Source organism: Firmicutes bacterium HGW-Firmicutes-1, from assembly GCA_002841625.1.
Classification (GTDB): Bacteria; Bacillota; Clostridia; order Lachnospirales; family Vallitaleaceae; genus HGW-1.
The window spans coordinates 213,354-235,191 of sequence record PHAG01000010.1 but is presented as its reverse complement, the minus strand read 5'-3'; the positions used below and the strand labels follow the sequence as shown (position 1 = coordinate 235,191).

Annotated in this window: 20 protein-coding genes; 6 read left to right on the top strand and 14 right to left on the bottom strand. The window is 33.8% G+C overall.

Annotated features, from left to right (window positions below; all coding sequences use genetic code 11):
- Positions 1–117: 117 nt before the first annotated feature.
- A complete protein-coding gene (locus CVU84_13905; protein PKM93993.1) occupies positions 118–837 on the bottom strand; it encodes a hypothetical protein in 720 nt (239 codons plus the stop codon).
- Positions 838–864: 27 nt separating this feature from the next.
- On the bottom strand, positions 865–1,881 hold the full coding sequence (locus CVU84_13900; GenBank protein PKM93992.1) for a hypothetical protein: 1,017 nt from the start codon (positions 1,879–1,881) through the stop codon (positions 865–867).
- A 595-nt stretch (positions 1,882–2,476) separates the two neighbouring features.
- Between CVU84_13900 and CVU84_13895 the strand changes: the two genes are divergently transcribed.
- On the top strand, positions 2,477–3,133 hold the full coding sequence (locus CVU84_13895) for a hypothetical protein (protein ID PKM93991.1): 657 nt from the start codon (positions 2,477–2,479) through the stop codon (positions 3,131–3,133).
- 112 nt (positions 3,134–3,245) lie between these two features.
- Here CVU84_13895 and CVU84_13890 read toward each other — a convergent pair whose 3' ends face one another.
- The 7 genes from CVU84_13890 to CVU84_13860 form a co-directional block, all read right to left on the bottom strand.
- Positions 3,246–3,947, bottom strand: coding sequence for an ABC transporter ATP-binding protein (locus tag CVU84_13890; GenBank protein PKM93990.1), 702 nt, complete (start codon positions 3,945–3,947; stop codon positions 3,246–3,248).
- Between the two features lie 11 nt (positions 3,948–3,958).
- Positions 3,959–4,723 carry an ABC transporter ATP-binding protein gene (locus CVU84_13885; protein PKM93989.1) on the bottom strand — a complete coding sequence of 255 codons (765 nt, stop codon included), beginning with the start codon at positions 4,721–4,723 and terminating at the stop codon, positions 3,959–3,961.
- A 14-nt stretch (positions 4,724–4,737) separates the two neighbouring features.
- Complete coding sequence (locus tag CVU84_13880; protein PKM93988.1) at positions 4,738–5,721, bottom strand: branched-chain amino acid ABC transporter permease; 984 nt, start codon at positions 5,719–5,721, stop codon at positions 4,738–4,740.
- 9 nt (positions 5,722–5,730) lie between these two features.
- The gene (locus tag CVU84_13875; GenBank protein ID PKM93987.1) at positions 5,731–6,612 is read right to left on the bottom strand and encodes a branched-chain amino acid ABC transporter permease; all 882 of its coding nucleotides are present in this window, start codon (positions 6,610–6,612) and stop codon (positions 5,731–5,733) included.
- 248 nt (positions 6,613–6,860) lie between these two features.
- Positions 6,861–8,009 carry an amino acid-binding protein gene (locus tag CVU84_13870; GenBank protein ID PKM94002.1) on the bottom strand — a complete coding sequence of 383 codons (1,149 nt, stop codon included), beginning with the start codon at positions 8,007–8,009 and terminating at the stop codon, positions 6,861–6,863.
- 249 nt (positions 8,010–8,258) lie between these two features.
- Positions 8,259–8,462: a disulfide oxidoreductase gene (locus tag CVU84_13865; protein PKM93986.1), complete on the bottom strand. Its 204-nt coding sequence runs from the start codon at positions 8,460–8,462 to the stop codon at positions 8,259–8,261.
- A 70-nt stretch (positions 8,463–8,532) separates the two neighbouring features.
- A complete protein-coding gene (locus CVU84_13860; protein ID PKM93985.1) occupies positions 8,533–9,252 on the bottom strand; it encodes a GntR family transcriptional regulator in 720 nt (239 codons plus the stop codon).
- A gap of 99 nt (positions 9,253–9,351) precedes the next feature.
- On the opposite strand from CVU84_13860, the gene pflA reads away from it, so the two are divergent.
- A complete protein-coding gene (gene pflA, locus CVU84_13855) occupies positions 9,352–10,092 on the top strand; it encodes a pyruvate formate-lyase 1-activating enzyme (protein PKM93984.1) in 741 nt (246 codons plus the stop codon).
- Between the two features lie 149 nt (positions 10,093–10,241).
- Positions 10,242–10,409: a ferredoxin gene (locus CVU84_13850; protein ID PKM93983.1), complete on the top strand. Its 168-nt coding sequence runs from the start codon at positions 10,242–10,244 to the stop codon at positions 10,407–10,409.
- A 97-nt stretch (positions 10,410–10,506) separates the two neighbouring features.
- Here the strand turns inward: CVU84_13850 and CVU84_13845 are convergent, their stop codons facing one another.
- The 3 genes from CVU84_13845 to CVU84_13835 form a co-directional block, all read right to left on the bottom strand.
- Positions 10,507–11,037 carry a hypothetical protein gene (locus CVU84_13845; protein PKM93982.1) on the bottom strand — a complete coding sequence of 177 codons (531 nt, stop codon included), beginning with the start codon at positions 11,035–11,037 and terminating at the stop codon, positions 10,507–10,509.
- 285 nt (positions 11,038–11,322) lie between these two features.
- Positions 11,323–11,802, bottom strand: a complete 480-nt coding sequence (locus CVU84_13840; protein ID PKM93981.1) for a hypothetical protein — start codon at positions 11,800–11,802, stop codon at positions 11,323–11,325.
- A 13-nt stretch (positions 11,803–11,815) separates the two neighbouring features.
- On the bottom strand, positions 11,816–13,210 hold the full coding sequence (locus CVU84_13835; protein ID PKM93980.1) for a hypothetical protein: 1,395 nt from the start codon (positions 13,208–13,210) through the stop codon (positions 11,816–11,818).
- 2,625 nt (positions 13,211–15,835) lie between these two features.
- Between CVU84_13835 and CVU84_13830 the strand changes: the two genes are divergently transcribed.
- The 3 genes from CVU84_13830 to CVU84_13820 all read left to right on the top strand — a co-directional run bounded on the left by CVU84_13830 (position 15,836) and on the right by CVU84_13820 (position 20,142).
- Positions 15,836–16,246: a hypothetical protein gene (locus CVU84_13830; GenBank protein ID PKM94001.1), complete on the top strand. Its 411-nt coding sequence runs from the start codon at positions 15,836–15,838 to the stop codon at positions 16,244–16,246.
- 1,263 nt (positions 16,247–17,509) lie between these two features.
- Positions 17,510–18,721: a hypothetical protein gene (locus tag CVU84_13825; GenBank protein PKM93979.1), complete on the top strand. Its 1,212-nt coding sequence runs from the start codon at positions 17,510–17,512 to the stop codon at positions 18,719–18,721.
- Positions 18,722–19,263: 542 nt separating this feature from the next.
- Positions 19,264–20,142, top strand: coding sequence for an AraC family transcriptional regulator (locus CVU84_13820; GenBank protein ID PKM93978.1), 879 nt, complete (start codon positions 19,264–19,266; stop codon positions 20,140–20,142).
- Between the two features lie 713 nt (positions 20,143–20,855).
- Here the strand turns inward: CVU84_13820 and CVU84_13815 are convergent.
- Together CVU84_13815 and CVU84_13810 are read right to left on the bottom strand one after the other, a co-directional pair.
- Positions 20,856–21,458, bottom strand: coding sequence for a recombination protein RecR (locus tag CVU84_13815; GenBank protein PKM94000.1), 603 nt, complete (start codon positions 21,456–21,458; stop codon positions 20,856–20,858).
- An 8-nt stretch (positions 21,459–21,466) separates the two neighbouring features.
- The gene (locus CVU84_13810; GenBank protein ID PKM93977.1) at positions 21,467–21,823 is read right to left on the bottom strand and encodes a YbaB/EbfC family nucleoid-associated protein; all 357 of its coding nucleotides are present in this window, start codon (positions 21,821–21,823) and stop codon (positions 21,467–21,469) included.
- Between the last annotated feature and the right edge of the window lie 15 nt (positions 21,824–21,838).

The following is a 21,838-nucleotide window of genomic DNA, read 5'->3' as shown; positions in this document are numbered from 1 at the left end:
TTTGTCTACCCTAGATTGCATAATTTATTGTTCCTAATAGAAACAAATTATTATTATGGGACAAAAGTTTCAATCGTAAAATAATCATTCACTAGAATTAAATATACATTTATTTCTTTAATTACTATTATCAAAACTTCTATTTACAAGAATCCCTTTATTGGTTGCTACATATGTACCACCAGTTCCAATGCTGAATTTATCTTCCATTACAAACTCTCCATCAGCAAGAAGCTTTACATACCATATACCACGAGGATATTCTCGTGTTTTATCTTCAAGATCTATCCAAAACCATACCTCTGCAGCATTATTCTCATCACCCTCCATTACTTCAATCACATGATCAGAGATGTGATGCATACATAATTGTGGCGTAAACCATATTGCTGTTATGGTATGAATTCCCGTAATAGCACCAAATTCAAACCCTGCAAACACTGTTTTATCAATACTTAGACTTAAATTGTTTTTATATCTAGCTTCTTCTATGAAACCTGCTTTTCTATTGGTTATAACATGATTCATTAGATAGAAAGGCTCTTTTACTTCGCTTGTAATTAGTTCTCTCTTTGAATTTACATCTGCCATAGACCACACTTCACCTGTTTCATCTGGCAAATACCGTGAGGCCATCGGATCATTTAATCTCAACACATTATTTATTACAAACTTATACTGATGCTCCCCTTTTGCTAAATCTATCTCCACGTACCAACCATCCTTTTCTTTTCTCAATGGTGTGGCTTTAGGATCAAATTTATTAAATGCTCCTATGATTGATATTTCATTTATAGGCAGATAAGGTGTATTTCTATATAAAAACATGCTAGCCATTATTTTTTCTCCTCCTAAATATAATTACTAACTTATTTGACTTACTAAGTTTTGTGCTTCAATTATTTTATTTATCTTAAACGCATAGCATCCACCAGAACATTGCATTAGCTTGCGTTTATTACAATCCTTACATTCCGAAGACGAAAGCACGTTATATCCAAAGCAGTCAAACATGTTATTAAAATAGGCTTTTAATTCAAATATATTTTCAAATTCCTCAATCCTAACTTTTGCATTATCCGACAATGCGAAGCATCTAATTGCTTTTAAATCTGGTAATATATCAATAACAGGTTCACAAGTGGTCATATTACATAGAAGATTTCGATCTTCTATCTCCGTATTCTCTATTAAGTAATAGAGCTTGTCCTTTTCTTTATTTGTTAATATACATGATGGCATCATATTGCAATCATAAAATGGTACTATATTATTTTCTAATACCTTATAGTAAAAACTAAGCACAGAAGGTTTCATTTCTTTAAAATATGTAATCGCATCCGTATTTTTTAGATCCTCTGTGTTTGGGACAGAAATGGCTGTCCTTAAATATTTAAACCCATACACTTTTAATAAATCTAATATGTAATCGTAATCAAAATCCGGCTTATACATATTGATTCCAAGAGTTATTCTATCGCCCATATAATACTGATTAACAAATAGATCAAGATTTTTTACTAGCTTGTTATAGGCTGCTTCTCCCGTATCTATTGGGCTATTGCAATTAATCAATAAGGCAAATTTGGGATGTACTAGTTGTTCAACAAACTTGTCTATATTAATTCCATTTGTAAATATAGTTACTTGATTTACTCTAGTATCATGTATTAATATCTCTAGCATTTCCTTAAATTGCGGATGCATTGTTGGCTCTCCTCCGATGATTCCAATCCCTGCTCCTTGTTCTGTCATAATAAAATCGATGGCTTTTATGTAGTCTTCCATTGTCATATTTACATTGTTTTTATTTACAAATTCATTTGCAAAACAATATGGACATTTGAGATTACACCTCTTTGTTATCATTATATTTGCCAATCTGATCGCTCCCTTTTTTATATTTGATATTTCTTTACATACAGAAAAATTATAATTTTAAATAACAAAAACGCTCACCGTTTTGCATCCATGCAAATAGTGGTCGTTATTTTCCATAATATACTTTATCCCTTTCTCATATCGAGTGTATATTTTTATGGTTTTAATTTTATTTTAATAATTATATGTATATTGTTATATTTTAATTATATTGTCAACCGCAATTGTACAAACGACACCTATAGCCGCATAAACGACATTTTTTGCAGTAAATTACACAATCGTACCTGAAATGACCTTCAAGTTTTGTAACCAAATTTCCACATTTGTATTGAGATTCCCGCTTTTATCCTTTTGAAATGTCCGTTTAATCTTTCTTCTGGCTGCGTTACTGAAGAACGTTCTAATCCTAAAAGCACACAAATATTTTTATGTAAGATTATGGCAACGAACCTCTTCAAATAGTTGCTATCACAGCGTAACAATGATATAATTTTTATATGGAGAATGCTTGACTTACGAGTCGAATAAAATCTCAAATCAAATGTAAGCTTACCTTACATTTGTATAATAAATACTCTTTGGAGGTGTTCGTATGTATGTAAAAAATCGCATGGTGACTGACGTAATAACTGTTTTTCCAGATGCATCTCTATCGTTAGCTTTCCAAATGATGGTAGAAAAAGGTTTTTCTCAACTTCCTGTTGTGAAGGATAAAAAACTCATCGGAATGATTACAGAACAAGTTTTAACACAATTTAGCCCTTCAAAAGCAACAACATTAAGTGTATATGAACTTAATTATGTTCTTTCTAAAACAACCTGTGAAGATATCATGATAAAAGCAAAAGATATGGTTACATGCCTTCCTGATATGCTTATTGAAGAAGCTGCTGTTTTATTTAATGAAAAAAACATTGATTCCCTACTCGTTATAAGTGAGGAAGGTATTTTAGAAGGGATCCTAACGAAATCTGATATCATTGGCGCTTTTATTGAAATTATTGGTACCAATGATTCTGGTACAAGAATTGCTATTGAAGCAAAGGATGAGCTTGGAACACTTGCCGATATCTCTACTACCATCAAAGATTTTCACGTGAACATTACTCATGTAACAAATTATTATTATAAATCCGATCCATCAAATGGTGAAATCGTCATTCGTTTAAATACCTTAGAGGTTGATGATCTAGTTGCTCATTTACAATCAAAAGGATATCGAATTATATCCATCAAAAAGAACTTATAATAAGATCAGTTAAAAGTATAAAAATAGGTTCCTAATAAATAAACCAAAATCTAAAAGGACGTTTCAAGTGAATCATATGATCCACAAGAAACGTCCTCTGTTATTCGTTTTTTTATCCTAAGTATGCTTTTTTAACCTCTTCATTATCTAATAAATCGGATGCTTGCCCAGATAACACAACATTACCTGTTTCAAGCACATAAGCTCTGGAAGCAATTGATAATGCTTTGTGCGCATTTTGTTCAACTAGCAACACAGTTGTTCCTGCTTTATTAATTTCTTGAACAATATTAAATATTTCATCTACTAGGATTGGTGCAAGTCCCATTGATGGTTCGTCTAACAAAAGAATTTTAGGCCTTGACATAAGTGCTCTTGCCATTGCAAGCATTTGCTGCTCGCCACCGCTCATTGTACCTGCCAACTGCTTTCTTCTCTCTTTAAGTCTAGGAAACTTTTCAAAAACCATATCATAGTCATCGTTAAAATTAGCTTTGTCTTTTCGAGAGAAGGCACCCATTTCTAGGTTTTCTTGCACAGACATTTTAGCAAAAACCCTTCTGCCTTCTGGTACCTGAGCCATTCCCATTTCTACAATTTTATGTGCTTCTATATTAGAAATTTCTGTATCTAAGAGTTCAATTGTTCCTGTTTTAGGTTTAATGAGACCCGAAACCGTATGCAAAATGGTTGTTTTACCTGCCCCATTCGCACCAATTAGAGTTACAATTTCTCCTTGATTAACTTCAAAGCTAACGCCTTTAATAGCATGTATCGCTCCATAATAAACGTGAATATCATTTACTTTTAACAAAGCTTCACCTCCTAGGCACCTAAATATGCGCCAATTACCTTAGGATTATTTTTTATTTCTTCTGGTGTACCTTTAGCTATAATCATACCATAGTCAATTACTATAATACGCTCGCAGATACCCATAACCAAACTCATGTCATGTTCTATTAACAGAATTGAAACATCAAACTTTTCACGTATGAATCGTATTGTATCCATCAATTCCTTTGTTTCTTGAGGATTCATTCCTGCAGCTGGTTCATCTAATAATACCAGCTTAGGATTTGTAGCAAGTGCCCTTGCGATTTCTAGCTTTCTTTGTTGTCCATAAGGAAGATTTTTAGCTAATTTGTCTGCCGATCCTTCCATATTAAAAATCTTAAGCAATTCTCTTGCTTTTTTATCAACCTCAGCTTCTTCTCTCCAAAAACGTGTTCCTGGAAATCTCAATAATGTATTTACAATTCCATACTTCATTTGTTGGTGAAAAGCTATCTTTACATTATCAATAACTGTTAAATCTTTAAATAGACGTATGTTCTGGAAGGTTCTTGAAAGCCCTCTCGTAACGATTTGATAAGGTTTCAGTCCTACAACGCTTTTCCCATCAACAAGAACATCCCCTTCAGTAGGTAAATAAACTCCCGTAAGAAGGTTAAATATAGTCGTTTTACCTGCACCGTTTGGTCCGATAAGTCCTACCAATTCATGTTCTTCTATAGATATATCAAAGTTGCCTACTGCTCTAAGGCCACCAAATGTAATTCCTAAATTAGTTGTTTCTAATAATGCCATCTTTTCACCTCCTATTATTCTATGCTATTGGTCTTTTTGCTACGTGCAATTAATTTCTTAATTAACCCTACTAGTGAAAACTCTCTTGTTCCAAATAAACCTGATGGTCTTACGATCATCATAACAACCAATAAAAGAGCATAAATTACAAGTCTATATTGGTCAATAAAGTGTAGCCACTCATTTAATATACCAAGTACAATAGCTGCTATAACCGTTCCAGTTAAACTGCCCATTCCACCTAGTACAACAATAATGAAAATTTCCACGGAAAACATAAAGGTAAATTTTCTAGGGTCAATGATACGTTGGTTAAATGCCAATGCACCACCAGCAACACCAGCAAAAAATGCAGATGTAGCAAATCCAAATATTTTATAGAAGGTTGTTGGAATACCAACCGCTTCTGCTGCTATTTCATTTTCTCTAATAGATAAAATTGCTCTACCATGTCTTGATCTAATCAATAAGTATAGTGCCATTAGCACAATCACTACTAGGAAAAAGATTTGTGTGAATCCCATAAGACCTTTAGGAATACCAAGAACAGGTCTTGCGCCACCAATTGCTTTAATATTGTAGATAGATATTCTAATGATTTCACCAAAGCCTAGTGTTACTATCCCTAAGTAATCGCCTCTAAGGCGTAGTGCAGGTATCCCAATTGCAACTCCAAAGGCTGCTGCAACCGTACCACCAAGACATAAAGCAAGGATCATAATGAGTACACTTGGCATGCCCGAATCCATGACTGCTTTAGCAAAAATAGCTGAGGTATAAGCACCTATCGCCATAAAGCCAGCGTGTCCTAGCGCCAATTGTCCTAAAATACCAGTAGCAAAATTCAAGCTTGCTGCTGCAATAATATTGATCCCAATTAAAATCATAATCCCTCTATTGTAATTGCTTAGGACATCAAATTCCAATAATAAAGCTAATACAGTATAGAGAACTCCTATTGCGGAGAGTGTAATTAATAGTTCTTGCCATTTTTTCATTTTTTCCACCTACACTTTCTCTCTAGTATTTTTGCCAAATATTCCTGATGGCTTAAATAATAGAACAAGAATTAGTATGCCAAAAAGAATGGCGTTGGACCAACTTGATGAAATAAACCCTTTAGTCAAGTTTTCAATAATACCCATTACAAAACCTCCAAACATAGCTCCTGGGATAATTCCAATTCCTCCAAGAACTGCTGCAACAAAGGCTTTAAGACCTGGTAATATACCCATATATGGTTCAACTTGATAATATGCAACGCTATATAATACTCCACCTAATGCACCTAGACCTGAACCAAGTGCAAATGTAAATGAAATTGTTTTATTTACATTAATACCCATTAACTTAGCTGCCTGCATGTCTTCAGACACAGCACGCATTGCTTTTCCGACCTTCGTTTTTTTAACTATAAATTGCAACCCAACCATACACAAAATAGATAATCCAACAATTAAAAAGGTTACTTTAGGAATACTAATGCCTCCTATCATTGTTGTACCTACAAGCCAAGGTATTTCTGGCATTTTTCTAACTTCAAGTCCAAATTGTACCGCGAAATAACTTTCTAGAAACATACTAATACCAAGAGCCGTAATCAATGCTGAAATTCTTGGTGCATTTCTGAGTGGTCTATACGCTACTCTCTCCACTAGCATACCAAAGGTTGCGCATAATATCATTGCTAAAATGATGGCAATTGGAAATGGAATACCAAAGACTGTCATTGCAAGTAATCCAAAATAAGCACCCATCATCAAAATATCACCATGAGCAAAGTTTATTAATTTAACAATACCGTAAACCATCGTATAGCCTAATGCTATTAACGCATAAATACTTCCTGCATTGATGCCGTATATGATTTGTTGAAGGAAATCTTTCATTGTTTCACTCCTTTAAAATTATTTTTAGAGTTTTATTTTCTATATGTACAATTCTTAATATCGATATACGAAATTACATGTCCATTGATACTAAGAATTAACTATAGCACTTTCAAGAGTTAAAGCGGAAACACGTTAAGCAAGTATTATGTTAAACTATGTTTATTCATGGCAAAACAAAGGGAGACAACATCCCCCTTTGTTCTAATATCCACTTATTATTAATAATAACTTGACTAATTTATAAATTATTGAACTTTTGCTTCAAGCTTAAGCTCTCCAGCAACTATTTTAATCATTGAAATTGCTTTTAATGGGTCACCATTTTCATCAAATGTAACATGACCAGCAACAGCATCAGCATCAGTAGCTGCAAGTGCTTCTCTAATTGCAGGACCATTTGTAGTGTTTGCTGTTTTGATAGCTGCAAGCATGATTTTTGTAGCATCATATCCAAGTGCTGCTAAAGCGTTTGGAGTTTCGCCATTGTAAGCTGATTTGTAAGCTGTAATGAAATCTTGAACGATTGGGTCTGGGTCATCAGCGGCATAGTGGTTCGCAAAGTATGAACCTTCCATTACGTCTGCATATTCTTTTTGAACATCATCCCATCCGTCTCCACCAAGCATAACTGCTTCAAGACCAACTTCTTTTACTTGACCAGCGATTAATCCAACTGTGTTGTAATAATCAGGAATAAAAATTACTTCTGGGCTATTTCCTTTGATCTTTGTTAAAACTGCTTTAAAGTCTTTATCATCAGCAGTGTAACCTTCGTAATCAGTTACTGTACCACCAGCTTCTTCAAATGTAGCTTTGAATGCTTCTGCAAGTCCAGTTGAATAGTCATCTCCTGAATTGTAAAGGATTGCTGCTTTTGTTGCTTTTAAGTTTTCATTTGCAAATTTAGCTACTGTTCCACCTTGATATGGATCAATGTAACAAGCTCTAAATACATAATCTAAACCTACTGTAACGTTTAAGTTTGTAGCTGTTGGAGAAATCATAGGAATTTCTAAATCATTAGCCAATTCTCCAACTGCTAATGATGTTGAGCTAATAACTGGTCCAACTAATGCAACAATTTTATCATTGTCTACTAGTCTATTAAATACACTAATACTTTCTTGTGCATCTGCTTTGTTGTCATAAGAAACCAAAATAACTTCTTGACCATTGATACCACCAGCAGCATTTACTTCATCTACTGCTAATTTAGCTGCATTTTCAACAGCGATACCATATTGAGCCACTTGTCCAGTCTTAGGAACGATTAAACCAAGTTTGATTGGTTCCGTAATTCCTTCTTCTGTACCTTCTTCAGTATCTTCAACCTTAGTACCATCATCTGTCGCTTCTTTCTTAGTACATCCTGCAAATGCTAAAATAGAAAACATCATTACAAGACTTAAAATAATAGCTAATGCTTTTTTCATTCTTATATCCTCCCGTGGATTCGCGTTTTCAGTTATAATTGAAATTATAATACTTTTTGGATTCATAATCAAGCAAAAAATAACATATACTCAATTTATTTTTTATATTTATGAATCTTTGAGAAAGGCATCCTTCAATTACAGCATATATGTTTCTATATTTTTGACTCTTTATCGATGTCACAAACCTCCGCATTACATTCGGCTAAACTACTTATTTTCTAAATATGCATTAATATTCCCAACTAAAATCTCAACATCCATTCCATGAACCATACAAGCCTCTTCAAGAGATTCGCCTTGAGCAGATGGACAACCCACGCAATGCATACCTGCTCCCATAAGAATTGGTATAACGCCTTGGTCTATTCTAATGATATCACCGATAATCATTTCCTTTGTTACTTGAGCCATTTTCATTTCCTCCTTATAAAATAGATAGGGTTATTATAATATAATTTCACACTTTTGACAACCGCATAGTCTACTTTCTTTTATAAATATCAACTTGGTACTTGTACAAATCTGATCTATAATAGGACTCTTCATAAAATAATTTATCCCCATCAATAGTATAGCTTATTCCGACTAATTTTAGTAGAGCAACTGGTTTTTGAACTTCAAATAATTTCATCATCATACGATTCGATATACATGCATCAATCTCATTAGAAACCCGCCCTACAACATAGCCATATCCTTTCTCCAAGGTATTGTATAGGGATTGGCCTATGTCTTCTTCCTTTAAGCCGCTATATTTATCTCTTGGCAGGTAAACAGTCTCTAATGCAATCGGAACTCCATTGCCCAAACGCAATCTTTTCATTTTAATATACTGGGCATCATATGGAAGTTCCATGATAGCACTGATCTCTCTAAGGCTGTGAACATTTGAGAATTCTAACATGATCGTTGTAGGATCATATCCTTGTTCTTTCAACGTTTGTGTAAAACTCTTAACATTGTTTTGAGAAAATTGTTTGGAAGATACGAAGGTTCCTTTTCCTTTTTCTCTATAAACTACACCCTCTGTAACAAGTAAACTAACTGCTTGACGCGCAGTCATTCTACTTACGTGATATTCATCTGATAGATCTCTTTCTGATGGAATTTTGTCTCCAGCTTTATAGACACCTTCGCTAATCTTTTGAAAGAGACTATTCTTAACTTCAATATAAATAACTCCCATTTGCACCCCTCCCATAAAATCACTATAGTGATTGTAGCATTTATATTGAATTTCTTCAATAATACTTCTATAATAAGTATATCTACTAACGAATATTAAATTGGAGGTTTTATTATGGAAGACATTCTCGGCAAAATACACTCCATTGAAACCTGTGGAACTCTAGATGGACCGGGCATACGGTTTGTTGTTTTTATGCAGGGCTGTAATTTACGATGTCAATATTGCCACAATCCTGATACTTGGGATACTACTAGTGGTACAATTTATACCCCAACGGATTTGTTTAAAGAGATTCTAAACTACGAATCTTACATGCGCTTTTCCAATGGCGGCATAACAGTAACTGGTGGAGAACCGTTGTTACAGATTGATTTTTTAATACAGCTCTTTATGCTTTGTAAGGAGCATGGAATTCACACCGTACTCGACACCGCAGGTTCAATCTTCAATGATAAAGTAAAAATCCTACTCGAATGGACTGATCTTGTAATCCTAGATATTAAGAGCTTTGATAAGGTTCAATATCTCAATCTTACAGGCGCAAAATTGCAGCCTACAATAGAATTTATTGACTATACAAATACAATACAAAAAAGCATTTGGATTCGTTACGTACTTGTACCAAATTTAACCGACGATTTATCAATCATATCTGACCTTTCTAAATTTTTAGGTTCTCATAAATATATTGAAAAGATTGAAGTTCTACCATTTCATAAACTGGGTGAATATAAATGGGAAGCATTAAATCTTCCTTATACTTTACTAGATACCAGCGTACCTACTGAAAGTGATCTTTTGAAAGTTTTAGAGGCTTTTTATAAATATAATCGAAATGTTGTTATAGTATAAAATATTGTATTTTTTGATTTTAATTTCCAAATAAATCCTAGTAATTTTAACTTCATTTTACTTAAATTTCAAAAAAAAATAACTTGTCATAAGCTCATTTATAGTTTAAAATAGTACTGTATTATATTATCATTCAGGAGGTGTTAGAGATGGCATATAAAATTACTGATGAGTGTATTGCATGTGGCGCTTGTGAACCAGAATGTCCAGTAGGATGCATTTCTGAAGGCGACGTTTATGTAATTGATGAAGCTGTATGTATCGATTGTGGCGCTTGTGCTGGTGTTTGTCCTGTAGACGCACCTCAAGCTCAATAATTGTAAATTGTACTTGGAAAGTAGCGTAGCTACTTTTAGTAGACAGGAAGGTACATATTTTCCTTTGCTTTTCTGGTCTATAAAAGGATAAGCCCTATTATAAGGACTTATCCTTTCTTTTTGAAAAAAACCAATTTTTATTTTGTGATACCGCTACCTCTTGACGTACCTTTTGTATTTCTCTTATTGTTTCATCTAGTTTTCTAAATCTTCTTTCTTCTATTTCTTCTTGGTGTATTAAGACTAGCTGAATTCTTGCTGCAAACTCCTCGCTGATTTCTTCCTTCAATATTCGATTGTTTTCTTGTAGTATGTCTTTGAAAAACATTTCGAACTGCCTTAGTTTATTACCCTCTACACTAGTACTTGCTTGGGTGATCTCTGTGGTTTGAGTGATTGGAACTTCTGTCGGTGTTGATAACATTAATTTAATAGCTCTAAGTTGTAGGCCTTGTTCCTTTAATACCTTTATCTTTTTTAGTGCCTCTAAATCTGAGTTGCTATAATATCTATGTCCCAATTGATTTCTCTCAATGTTAAGTCCAAGTTCCTCCTCCCAATATCTTAAAACGTGTGGTTCAACGTCTAATATTTTAGATACGTCTGAGATTATGTATTTGTTATCCAACTTTCTTCCTCCTTCTCCCTAAATATCTTACTGAATACTACATGCTATTGATTATTATAACACATTCATTATAATTTTCAATACTATTTTGTTAATTTAAATATATATTACTTATATGTAGTATTGTTTGACAATTATTTATTGTTTGTGACAAATGTCAACAAAAAATATTTGTCTTTCTGTAGGTTTTCTAAGAGCCAATATAACCCTTTGCCATAATATAAAAAAGCAGTCAAGATTTATTCCTATCTTGACTGCCTATATTTAGAAAAATGACTCCAATAACTATGCTCTAAAACCTCGAGAAACTACACCATCGTATACCATCTCATTCAATTTATCTTTGCCGTAGGTTAATCCTGCGTATATCTTCTGTCCGTTCATAACCATTGGCTTTTGCTTTTCTTCTTTTGTACTAGCTTGTAACCATCCTGTATAAAGAGTATTCAATACCGTTTTTGCTCCAAGGATTGGATCTTTACTAAAAGTGATTGAAGCATCTATTAATTGTTTACTTACATAAATGTATATTGCCATTAAATCCTTAGAAATATCATAATTAAAATCTAGATTATCGCTTAATTCTCTGAGAAGTCTATTTGCTTGGGACAATAATTTGTTAAAGGCTTCTTCTCGTTCCTCTTCAATGGCTTGAAGTGCTTCGTCAATCGTTACAAATAGCATTTCGTAGTTGATAAGTAATAAGTCTGCTTTTCCTGCATTAACGATCTTATTTTGAAAATCCTTTACCATTGTATCGTTCATCTATGTTCACCACCTATTGTTGTAGTAATTGTAAGAGTGATTGAGGTCTTTGATTCGCTTGCGCAAGCATGGATGTTCCAGCTTGAGCAATTATATTTTGTTGAGTAAAGTTAGCCATTTCATATGCCATGTCCGCATCTTGAATTCTTGAGAAGGAAGCTGTCATATTTTCTGAAGCTGATTCTAAGTTGTTAATTGTATGTTCAAGACGATTTTGATATGCACCAAGTTTAGAACGTACCGCTGATATTTTTTGTATGGCTAAGTCCACGATAGTAATCGCTTCTTGTGCACCATCTGATGTCGAAAGATTCATCTTTGTAATACCTAGTGCACTCGGTGATAAGTTTTGTATTCTTATTTCCATAAATTGGCCTTCATTAGCACCTATTTGTAAATCAAGTGGGCCTGTGGCTAAAATATTCATCGTTACTGCACCTGCAACCGTGCCACTTGCTAGCTTTAATTCAAAATCATTATTAGAGCGGAAAATGAGGTCTTTACCTGCTCCAGATACAGTAGTTCCTGCTGGAAAACCAGACACAACTGCTGCTGCAGCATCTAAACCTGTTGTATTTGTACTTCCTGCTCCTAGGCCTAGCCCCGTGATCAATGATGTAGTTCCTGTTATAACAATCGATTTGTTTCCGAATTGATTATTGGTTAATGTCAGGATCTTTCCATCAATTAATGGCATAGATGAAATAGTTAAACTCGTATCTACAGTACCACATAGATCCCTAAGCTTGGCAAATACTTCATCTCCAGTATCTCCTACTAAAATTTCTACTTGTTCACCATTTATATTAATGGTTCCACCCATAGTAATTTTATTAGCTACAAAGGATCCCGCTGGAACTGCTACTCCTACGTAGGTTGATTGCGTTGCAACTGTGGTAACAGTTAGGGCATAAGCTCCTGCATCAACGGTATCGCTCATTGAGATAATATCTGCTCTAGCTTCATCTGTTGAAAAGGCTCTGCGGTCTAATGAACCATCGAGCAATTTCATTTCATTAAATTCAATATCCGTGGAAATTCTTTCAATCTCACTTAAAAGTTGACCTACTTCATCTTGTACTGCCTTTCTGTCCTTTGAATCGTAAGTGCCGTTAGAAACTTGAACCGCCAATTCCCTTATTCTTTGCAGCATAGCATGCACTTCATTTAAAGCACCTTCTGCTGTCTGTATTAATGATATGCCATCCATGGCATTTCGACTCGCTTGTCCTAATCCTCTCACTTGCGTGTCCATTTTTTGAGTAATTGCTAGTCCAGCAGCATCATCCGCAGCATGATTAATTCTAAGTCCAGAAGACAGTCTTTCCAATGTTTTATCCAACCTGCCATTAGACTTGTCTAATTGATGCAACGCTCTAAGAGCTGGAATATTGTGATTAATTCTCATAGTACACACCTCTTTATGAAAGATTTTTTATTAATTCACCTTGATGTAAATGTTTCGAAAACATATTCACATCAAAATGATAAGTTACCGTTACCAAATGTATCGACACATTTTCAAATTACTTTTAGCTTTTTATCGAATTTGTTTTTTTGTTAATTTTTTCTGGTCTATTTCATCTACAATTATCGCTAATTCTTTAGCCAAATCAAAGATGTTTTTTCGAAGTTCTAAGTCTGTTTTTTTCATAATATGTTGGCCTCCTCCGCAGATGTTATATCATTGTTTCAAATTTGGAATCTATATGCTTTTTAATCTTTTCTGTCTTTGTTTCTTTAATACCTTCATTTATTGGGCTTTTGGCCTCAAAAAAACCATAGTTTATATTTTCAACTGAAAATTCTGTACTCGTTAACAAGGTTTTTATTTTATTGCCAAAGGTTTTAACCAATTCCATATCTTCTGGATCACTAGCATAAATACTAAAATCCATTTTATTATGATCTAACCGAATATTTGCCTGTACCTTCCCAATATTGTCTGTATGGAAAAACAGATAAATATTCATTGATGACTTGCTTGATTCACTTTTTTGTTCTTTGTTATCTTTAAAATAGTACATATTCATTTGCGTCATTTTCCCACCTATCATCATAGGGATTTGATAATATTCATCTCCATTATGTAACGCTTTTTGATAATCAACTAATTGTATTGTTTGATGAATTGATTTATTGATAGGTCCTTTATCCGCAACTTGGGTTTCTAAAAGCTCAACTTGCATCTTGCTAAGTTGTTCTTTAACTCTTGATAGCGTTTCTTCATAATCTCTTATTGTATCGTTTCCTTTTCTATCAAGCAAGATATCTCTTAGTTCTTTAGTATCTATCGGCATAGCATCTAATGTCTTTAACAATCCTTCAAGCTTATTCATAAATTCAAATGCATTTTTTTCAAGCTCGTTGGCGGAAAAAAGATTTGGAAGCGTTTTCTCCAACCCGTATTTTTCAAAATTCTTTAAGGTTTCAACATTTATTTGTGATAAATCTTTTACTTGTTTCAAAATTTCGTCAAGTTCTAAGGGCTCTTTGATGGTAATATCAATATCGTTTATTTTATCAATTAATTTCTCAATACTAACAGTTTCATCTTCCATAAGTCCATCTTTATAAAGTGATATTATTTTTTCAAAACTCGCTGTATCTAAGAAGGTTTCTAGAAGCTTATCATTCACAGCTGCTTTTTGCAGATTACTCGCGTCTACATTTAGACCAGCCTTCTCTAAGCCTTCGATTAAGTTCATAAGACTCTTCGTTGGAGCAAGGTTATCCTTTTGAATCGCTGTTCCAATTTGCTCTTTTATATTCTTACCTTCATATTTTATTTCTGTTAAGATCCCAAAGTCGTCATCAATATCTGCTTTAATTAGATTTTGATCTCCTCTAGTTGTTTTTATGTACTTTGCCGCTTCAAACAAATGATTTAGGCTCAAAGGCAAATCATTTTTCATTAAGAACCCAACAGCTGCTCCTTTTGACTTTGAGACAGTTAATAGCATCCGATAGATGCCTATTAAACTTTCTCTTTCTTCTTTGGTAAGCTCCTTGTTATTGTCTAGCTCATGTATTGCCTTTGCTATATGCTCATCTGGCGTTATACAAAATTTTACTTCGAAATCAGTCATATATTGCAATACCTCGTCAACATGCATTTCTAACGGGGATAACTGATCTTTTATCATATGAACTACTATGCTTGGATGTAGCTTTTCAGTAACTTCAACAACCTTCATGTCAATAAGCTTAACTGCCTCAATACTTTCAGCAGTAATAGGCATTTCGTTTTTAGCTAGTATTTTTGCTGCTTTCATATTGTTTTTTGTTGGCTCAAGCTCTAGCTCTTCTAAAATACCTTCAATTTGAGAAAAGGTTTTTTCTAACGCATCGCCTAGATCACGTCTTGGCTTAGTCCCAAGCAATTCGTAGCTTTTCTGCGCCTTTTCTAGCACTAGTTCGTTCCTAGCTTCATTTGCCATTTCCTTAATCGTAAAATCAATTTCCTTGGTCATGACTTTTATCATAACCATTGGTGACATTTCTTTCATTAAATTAACTTTTTCGTATACTGCCTCAACTTGATTGATGTGTTCTGGTGTAGCTTCAACGGAATTCAAGGTTAAATGCTTCGCATAGACTTCTCTTTCTAACTGCCTTAGTTCATTGACGATTTCCTCTAGAGGCTCTATCTCGATATTGATTCCTTTTTCTGTTAATTTACTAGCAACTTCTAATGTCATCTTTAATCGAATTTCTTCCAGATTAAGAGTTGCTTTAATTATTTTAAGCTCTTCTGATGTATTTGATTCTTCTGGTATGTTAGGTTTTTCCATCGATTGTGCTTTGGTATTTGTAGTTTGATTCATAGACATCATATCTATTGCCTTAAAGTTCATACTTGTAGGATTGTTGTTAACTACCTTACTGTTTACCTTAATATTGTTGGTTTCATCTTTTATTTCTATTGTTTCTTGGCTTTCTTCTGTTTTTATATCAAGCTTTATAGTTTGATTATCTTCAGGTTTTACTTCTGATTTTGTTTCTGGTTCTACTTCAGGTTCTACTTCAGCTTTTGCTTCTGTTTTTGCTTCTGGTTCTACTTCAGGTTTTGTTTCTGGTTTTACTTCTGGTTTTACTTCTGGTCTTACTTCTGGTTTTGCTTCTGTTTTTGCTTCTGGTTCTACTTCAGGTTTTGCTTCTGATTTTGCTTCTGATTTCGCTTCTGATTTCGCTTCTGATTTTGCTTCTGATTTTGCTTCTGATTTCGCTTCTGATTTCGCTTCTGATTTTGCTTCTGATTTCGCTTCTGATTTTGCTTCTGATTTTGCTTCTGATTTCGCTTCTGATTTCGCTTCTGATTTTGCTTCTGATTTCGCTTCTGACTTTATTTCTGTTTTTGCTTCTAATTTTGCTTCTACATCTGCTTCTGCTTCTGCTTCTAATACTATCTTTGCACTACCTTCATCAACTTCCATTGCTTTGAAAAGTTGTTCCAAATTTATCTCTTGATGATTTCTCACCACTTGTTCAACATGATTGTTATCTATTTCAACTATTTGCTTTACAATCTTTTCAAGAGCTTTGTCATCAATCATAATCGGTGTATCTATTTGCTGATTAATCAATACATTACCAAGAGGCTTATTATTTGCTAGATTTTCAACTACCTTAGCAATCATATTCTCTGATTCAAGCTTAGTGATATCCAATTTTAATACTTTGATTTTTTCAAAAGTATTATGATCTAACGGTATATTATTCTTAATAAGCATTTTAGAAAGCTCAATATTTTCCTTTGAAACCTTCATAGATTCACTCTTTAGTAACGCCTTTATTTGTGGTTCTAATTCCTTTAGTTCGTCGGTTTCACCAACTTCAATCGTTCTATTTCCCGTGTACTTTGCTTTATATACATTTTCTATGGTGAATTCCTTGTTTTGCTTTAATAAATTTACAATGGTGTGGTTTGATATCTTCTTAATGTCCTCTGCTTTGGCCAAAACCTGTTGGACTTTTTCGATATTTCTTCGATCTACAGGTAAATTATTTTCTTTTAAGCAATTTATCGTTTGCTTCAAGGTTTCAACATCTGAAAAACGCGCTTGAAAGATCTTAACTTCCTCTTCAACCTCTTGTTTAAGCTTTTCAAAATCATTGATCTTAACGGCTACTTTGTTTTGATGAATCACTTTAGCTAACATATCTATACTTAATTTTTCGGGATTGTAGTTTTCCTTGATTACTTTTTTTACATCTTCCTCAGTAATTACACCAATAAGATTTTCTATCGTCTTTTTAAGTTCTAGTGCCATTTCAACATACTTATTTTCTTGGGATAGGTTTGAAACTGTAATCTTTTCTTTCATCTTTTGGGTATACTCTGCAGTCTCAATGAAGTGTTTTTCAAGTGCGTCCTCTGGTTTTATCGCGTTAATTTGAGCTTTATTATTAGAAGCTTGTGTGTCCAAGCTTTCTTCCAGTATTTCAGTTTGAGCTTCTATCGGTTTTTCGATGGCTTCAATATTATCGTATTTGTAGTTGGTACTCGTAGCACTTTGTACAGTTGTCATATTATCATCTCCTGAAGAATTCCTACTAACTTAATCGGCACTTTTAAGAAAAAAAATAATAGGACTAAATTATTGTGGAAATATCTACACCCAAAAAATAAGTTGACAGAAATCACCTAAATCAACGAAAATATGATAAAATGTCTTATAGCTTTTAACTTAGGAGGATTGATTTCATGCGAGTTATATGGAACAAAAAATATACTACAATTAGTGTTTATGCAATTATAGTTTTTCTGACCTGTTTATTCTTTTATAAAGCAACTGCTAGCTGGCCAGACACGAAGAACTTCTTATCAAATGTAATTAAAATTTTATCACCAATATTATTAGGAATGTTAGTAGCATACTTTATGAATTCCTTAGTTGTTGCATTTGAAAAATCTATTTTCTCAAAAATTAAATTTGGTACAAAGCCTTTAAAACCTAAATATGTTCGTTTCTTATCTATCTTTTTTTCTTATTTAATTTTGTTTACTATAGTAATCCTGCTACTAGCCATTATCATTCCTCAACTCGTAAGCAGTATGCTTGAATTTGGCAATCAATTTCAACCACGTCTTGAAATATTTATGGATCAGCTTAACCATTTTAACTTTACTTTCAATGAAAGCACCTATTACATTGATCCCGAGTATGTTAATAAGACCTTAACAGAGAACTTGCCTAAGACCTTTAATCAACTCACTGTAATGCTATCAAACCTCATTCCAAACTTAATAAGCATTACCAAGGACCTTGCTTTTGGCATATTAAATATTTTAGTGGCTATTGTTGTTTCTATTTATTTAATAGCAAACAAAGAGTCCGGTGCTGAAAACTCAAAAAAAGTTATTTTAGCACTTTTCCCGAACAAGGCTGCTAAAGAGATTCTTGAAACCTTTACTTTTTCTCATAAGGTATTTTCAAAATTTTTTGTTGGTAAATTAGTGGATTCAATTATTATAGGAATCTTATGCTTTCTCATTGTATTGATTGCAAAAACTCCTTTTCCATTGCTTATAAGTGTACTCGTAGGCATAACTAATTTCATCCCTTATTTTGGTCCCTTTATTGGTGGTGGTGTCGGCTTTGTGTTTCTATTATTTGTAGATCCAATCAAAGCCCTCTGGTTTCTTGTCATTATTATTGCTTTGCAACAATTTGATGGTAATATCCTTGGGCCTAAGATTCTTGGAGACTCTATTGGCTTATCACCCTTTTGGATTATCTTCTCAATTATACTCTTTGGTAGTATGTTTGGATTCCTTGGCATGCTGTTGGGAGCACCCTTATTTAGTATTATTAAAACCCTTTTCGAAAGATATATCGATTCGAAATATACAAAAAGAATGCTTGAAGCCTCCAACGGCTCGGTTCCTGATATGGAGGAAACGATATCCGAATAAACTAACAATAAGAAATCACGGGCCAGAAGTGTTTACCTTCTGCTCGTTTTTTTAATTAAATGTTAAACCGAGAAGAAAATGGACATAATACCATAGAGATTTAAATATTCAATCATATTTATAAGGAGCGCTATATGGGAGATAAAAGTCCACGAAGCATCAAAAAGAAGAAGAAATCAATAGAGTCAGCTTCTCTAACAACTGCTATTCCAACCGGAACACCTGCAGCAAAGAAGAATAAGTAAACGAAAAGGACTGTTCTCAAATATTGTGTAACAGTCCTTTTTTATGTTACTGCACCAGCGCAACTTGTTGTCCACGAATAAAGTTTTATCACAATTGTAGCCGGACCGTAATGCTTAATAATAATGGTACAAAAAAGTTCATAGTTATCTCAATTCGATATCTTTTTAGTTTATAATATGATTAAGGTAGAAGAAAGGCATTTAATTGCAAAGATTAACCCACATAACTGTGCAAGAATAGTCGGATCGACACACATAATTTCTGATATTCTATGGGTGAGAGAGGAGGTGACATTAATGGATTCACTTAAAAATATGAATGAAGCATTAGGCTATATCGAAGAAAATCTTACTAATGATATCGATTTTAAAACAGTAGCAAAGATTGCTTTTTGCTCAGAATATCATTTTCAACGAATGTTTTCTTTTCTTGCAGGTGTTACTCTGGCAGAGTATATACGCCGCAGACGCCTTACTCTTGCAGCATTTGAACTAAATAAGAGCAATACTAAGGTAATTGATGTCGCAATAAAATATGGGTATAACTCACCAGACTCTTTCGCAAGAGCCTTCCAAAGTTTGCATGGAATGACACCATCAGAGGCCAGAAGTAATGGAAAATCACTAAAAGCCTATCCACCAATGACCTTTCAATTAACAATTAAAGGAGGAAATGAAATGAATTATCGGATTGAAGAAAAAGAAGCATTTCGTATCGTTGGTATTCAAAAAAGAGTTCCAATAGTTTTTCATGGTGTAAATTCAGAGATTGCATCTATGTGGAAAAGTCTAAACAATGAAGTAATTAATAAACTTAAAGAACTTTCTAATGTGGAGCCATTAGGACTAATTAGTGCATCAACAAACTTTTCTGAAGGGCGAATGAAGGAAAAAGGTGAACTAGACCATTATATCGGTGTGGCAACAACTAAGGAGTGTCCAGATAACCTGACACAACTTGAGGTTCCTGCCTCAACATGGGCTGTATTTACAGCAGTGGGACCTTTTCCAGATGCACTTCAAAATGCTTGGGGACGTATTTATTCCGAATGGTTCCCGTCTTCAAACTACGAACAAACAGAAGGACCAGAAATCTTATGGAATGAGAATAAAGAAGTAACTTCACCAACTTTTAAAAGTGAAATATGGATACCCATTATGAAGAACTTATCGTAGTTGCAACACATTATACTTAAAATCAAGGGAAGCCATTTTGGGCTTCCCTACTGCATGTATTTGAACCTTACTTTATTTTTCTAGTTACTTCGCATTTTTCAGCAAAATTATATGAACTGTAACAACAATAACTGGCAATACTGCAAGAACAAGAAATAAAACACCACTGAGTATAATTACTATACCGTTCATACTTCACAACCTTTCTATAAATTCTGGTATATTATAATTTTAAAATATGACAATAAGCATCTACTTATATTACTCTTATCACTCTATTATTGCTTAAGTTCTATCTTATCCATCTTCACGGTTGATAATCCATTTCATTTTCACCTTATCACTTAATTCTTAACCCTTCAAATATGCAAATAAAGTCCTTGCAAACCTTCTAAAAACAAGTCTTCTCTCCCCCCTTCTCTAAAATCAGTAAAAGATTTATTAGAAAGTTCTCCCAAAAAAAGATAGTTTGAACTGATCAGTAAGAACGTAGTCCATTAGATCTTTCCAATTAGGGTCTTTTAAGGGCTACAGTAAGGGTTGGTACGGGCAGTGATAAGTATTAAGGGGGAAAGGTTTGGGGCATTAAAAAAACATGCTTTCAAAGAGGTTTTCCTTAATTAAAGGCATGTTTTTGATAAGACTTTATTATCAGTGATAGAACTTTCAGCGAGATGATATAACTTTTTTTACTCGGGACATCAGTTATAAGTCTACGATAATATAACACGTCCTTCAAGCGCTCTTGAAAGAGTTATTTCATCTACATATTCCAAGTCCCCACCAACAGGTACTCCATTTGCAATCCTTGAAACTTTTATGCCTAAAGGTTTGATAAGCTTACTCAAGTATACCGCAGTGGCTTCTCCTTCAACGGAAGAATTGGTCGCTAATATAACCTCTTTCACATCTTCTGCTTCAAGCCTCAGTAGTAATTCACGCATTTTCAAATCTTTAGGTCCAATACCAAGCATAGGCGATATTGCGCCTTGTAGCACATGGTATAGTCCCCTGTACTGTTTTGTTCGTTCATAGGCTGCCATATCTCTTGATTCCTCTACAACCATGATTGAACTTTGATCTCTTTTTTCATTTCTACAAATTGGGCAATACGTTGCATCTGTAATGGCGCAGCATTTTTCGCAATATTTTGTGTTTCTTTTTGCTTCAATAATTGAGGTTGCTAGGCTGTTTGTAGCACTCTCTGGTAAATTAATAATGTAAAAAGCCAGTCTCTGTGCAGTTTTAGGACCTATTCCAGGAAGTGTTGATAACTCTTCTATTAACTTGCCAATATGCATACCAAAATAATCTATCGCCATAGTTAGAATAAACCACCAGGTAAATTCATGCCGCCTGTTAATTGCGACATTTGTTGATTTACTTGTTGATCTGCCTTTCTTATTGCTTCATTTACTGCAGCAACAATGAGATCTTCTAACATTTCAACATCATCTGGATCAACCGCTTCTTTTTGAATTGTAATTTTCTTTAGCTCTTTTTTACCATTTACTTCTGCCTTAACAACTCCACCACCTACTACCGCTTCAAAAACCTTTGTATCTAATTCTTCTTGCATCTCTTGCATTTGTTTTTGCATTTTTTGTGCTTGTTTCATAAGATTGTTCATATTGTTAGGCATTGCACCACCGCCACCTGAAAATCCACCTTTTTTAGCCATTTTATTTCCTCCTAA

Bases quoted from the DNA above. Each gene is read 5' to 3' on its own strand.
- CVU84_13835 (PKM93980.1), bottom strand. From the start codon at position 13,210: ATGAGAATTAATCACAATATTCCAGCTCTTAGAGCGTTGCATCAATTA.
- CVU84_13875 (PKM93987.1), bottom strand. From the start codon at position 6,612: ATGAAAGATTTCCTTCAACAAATCATATACGGCATCAATGCAGGAAGT.
- CVU84_13850 (PKM93983.1), top strand. From the start codon at position 10,242: ATGGCATATAAAATTACTGATGAGTGTATTGCATGTGGCGCTTGTGAA.
- pflA (PKM93984.1), top strand. From the start codon at position 9,352: ATGGAAGACATTCTCGGCAAAATACACTCCATTGAAACCTGTGGAACT.
- CVU84_13865 (PKM93986.1), bottom strand. From the start codon at position 8,462: ATGGCTCAAGTAACAAAGGAAATGATTATCGGTGATATCATTAGAATA.
- CVU84_13840 (PKM93981.1), bottom strand. From the start codon at position 11,802: ATGAACGATACAATGGTAAAGGATTTTCAAAATAAGATCGTTAATGCA.
- CVU84_13820 (PKM93978.1), top strand. From the start codon at position 19,264: ATGGATTCACTTAAAAATATGAATGAAGCATTAGGCTATATCGAAGAA.
- CVU84_13880 (PKM93988.1), bottom strand. From the start codon at position 5,721: ATGAAAAAATGGCAAGAACTATTAATTACACTCTCCGCAATAGGAGTT.
- CVU84_13895 (PKM93991.1), top strand. From the start codon at position 2,477: ATGTATGTAAAAAATCGCATGGTGACTGACGTAATAACTGTTTTTCCA.
- CVU84_13870 (PKM94002.1), bottom strand. From the start codon at position 8,009: ATGTTTTCTATTTTAGCATTTGCAGGATGTACTAAGAAAGAAGCGACA.
- CVU84_13810 (PKM93977.1), bottom strand. From the start codon at position 21,823: ATGGCTAAAAAAGGTGGATTTTCAGGTGGCGGTGGTGCAATGCCTAAC.
- CVU84_13860 (PKM93985.1), bottom strand. From the start codon at position 9,252: ATGGGAGGGGTGCAAATGGGAGTTATTTATATTGAAGTTAAGAATAGT.
- CVU84_13885 (PKM93989.1), bottom strand. From the start codon at position 4,723: ATGGCATTATTAGAAACAACTAATTTAGGAATTACATTTGGTGGCCTT.
- CVU84_13825 (PKM93979.1), top strand. From the start codon at position 17,510: ATGCGAGTTATATGGAACAAAAAATATACTACAATTAGTGTTTATGCA.
- CVU84_13905 (PKM93993.1), bottom strand. From the start codon at position 837: ATGGCTAGCATGTTTTTATATAGAAATACACCTTATCTGCCTATAAAT.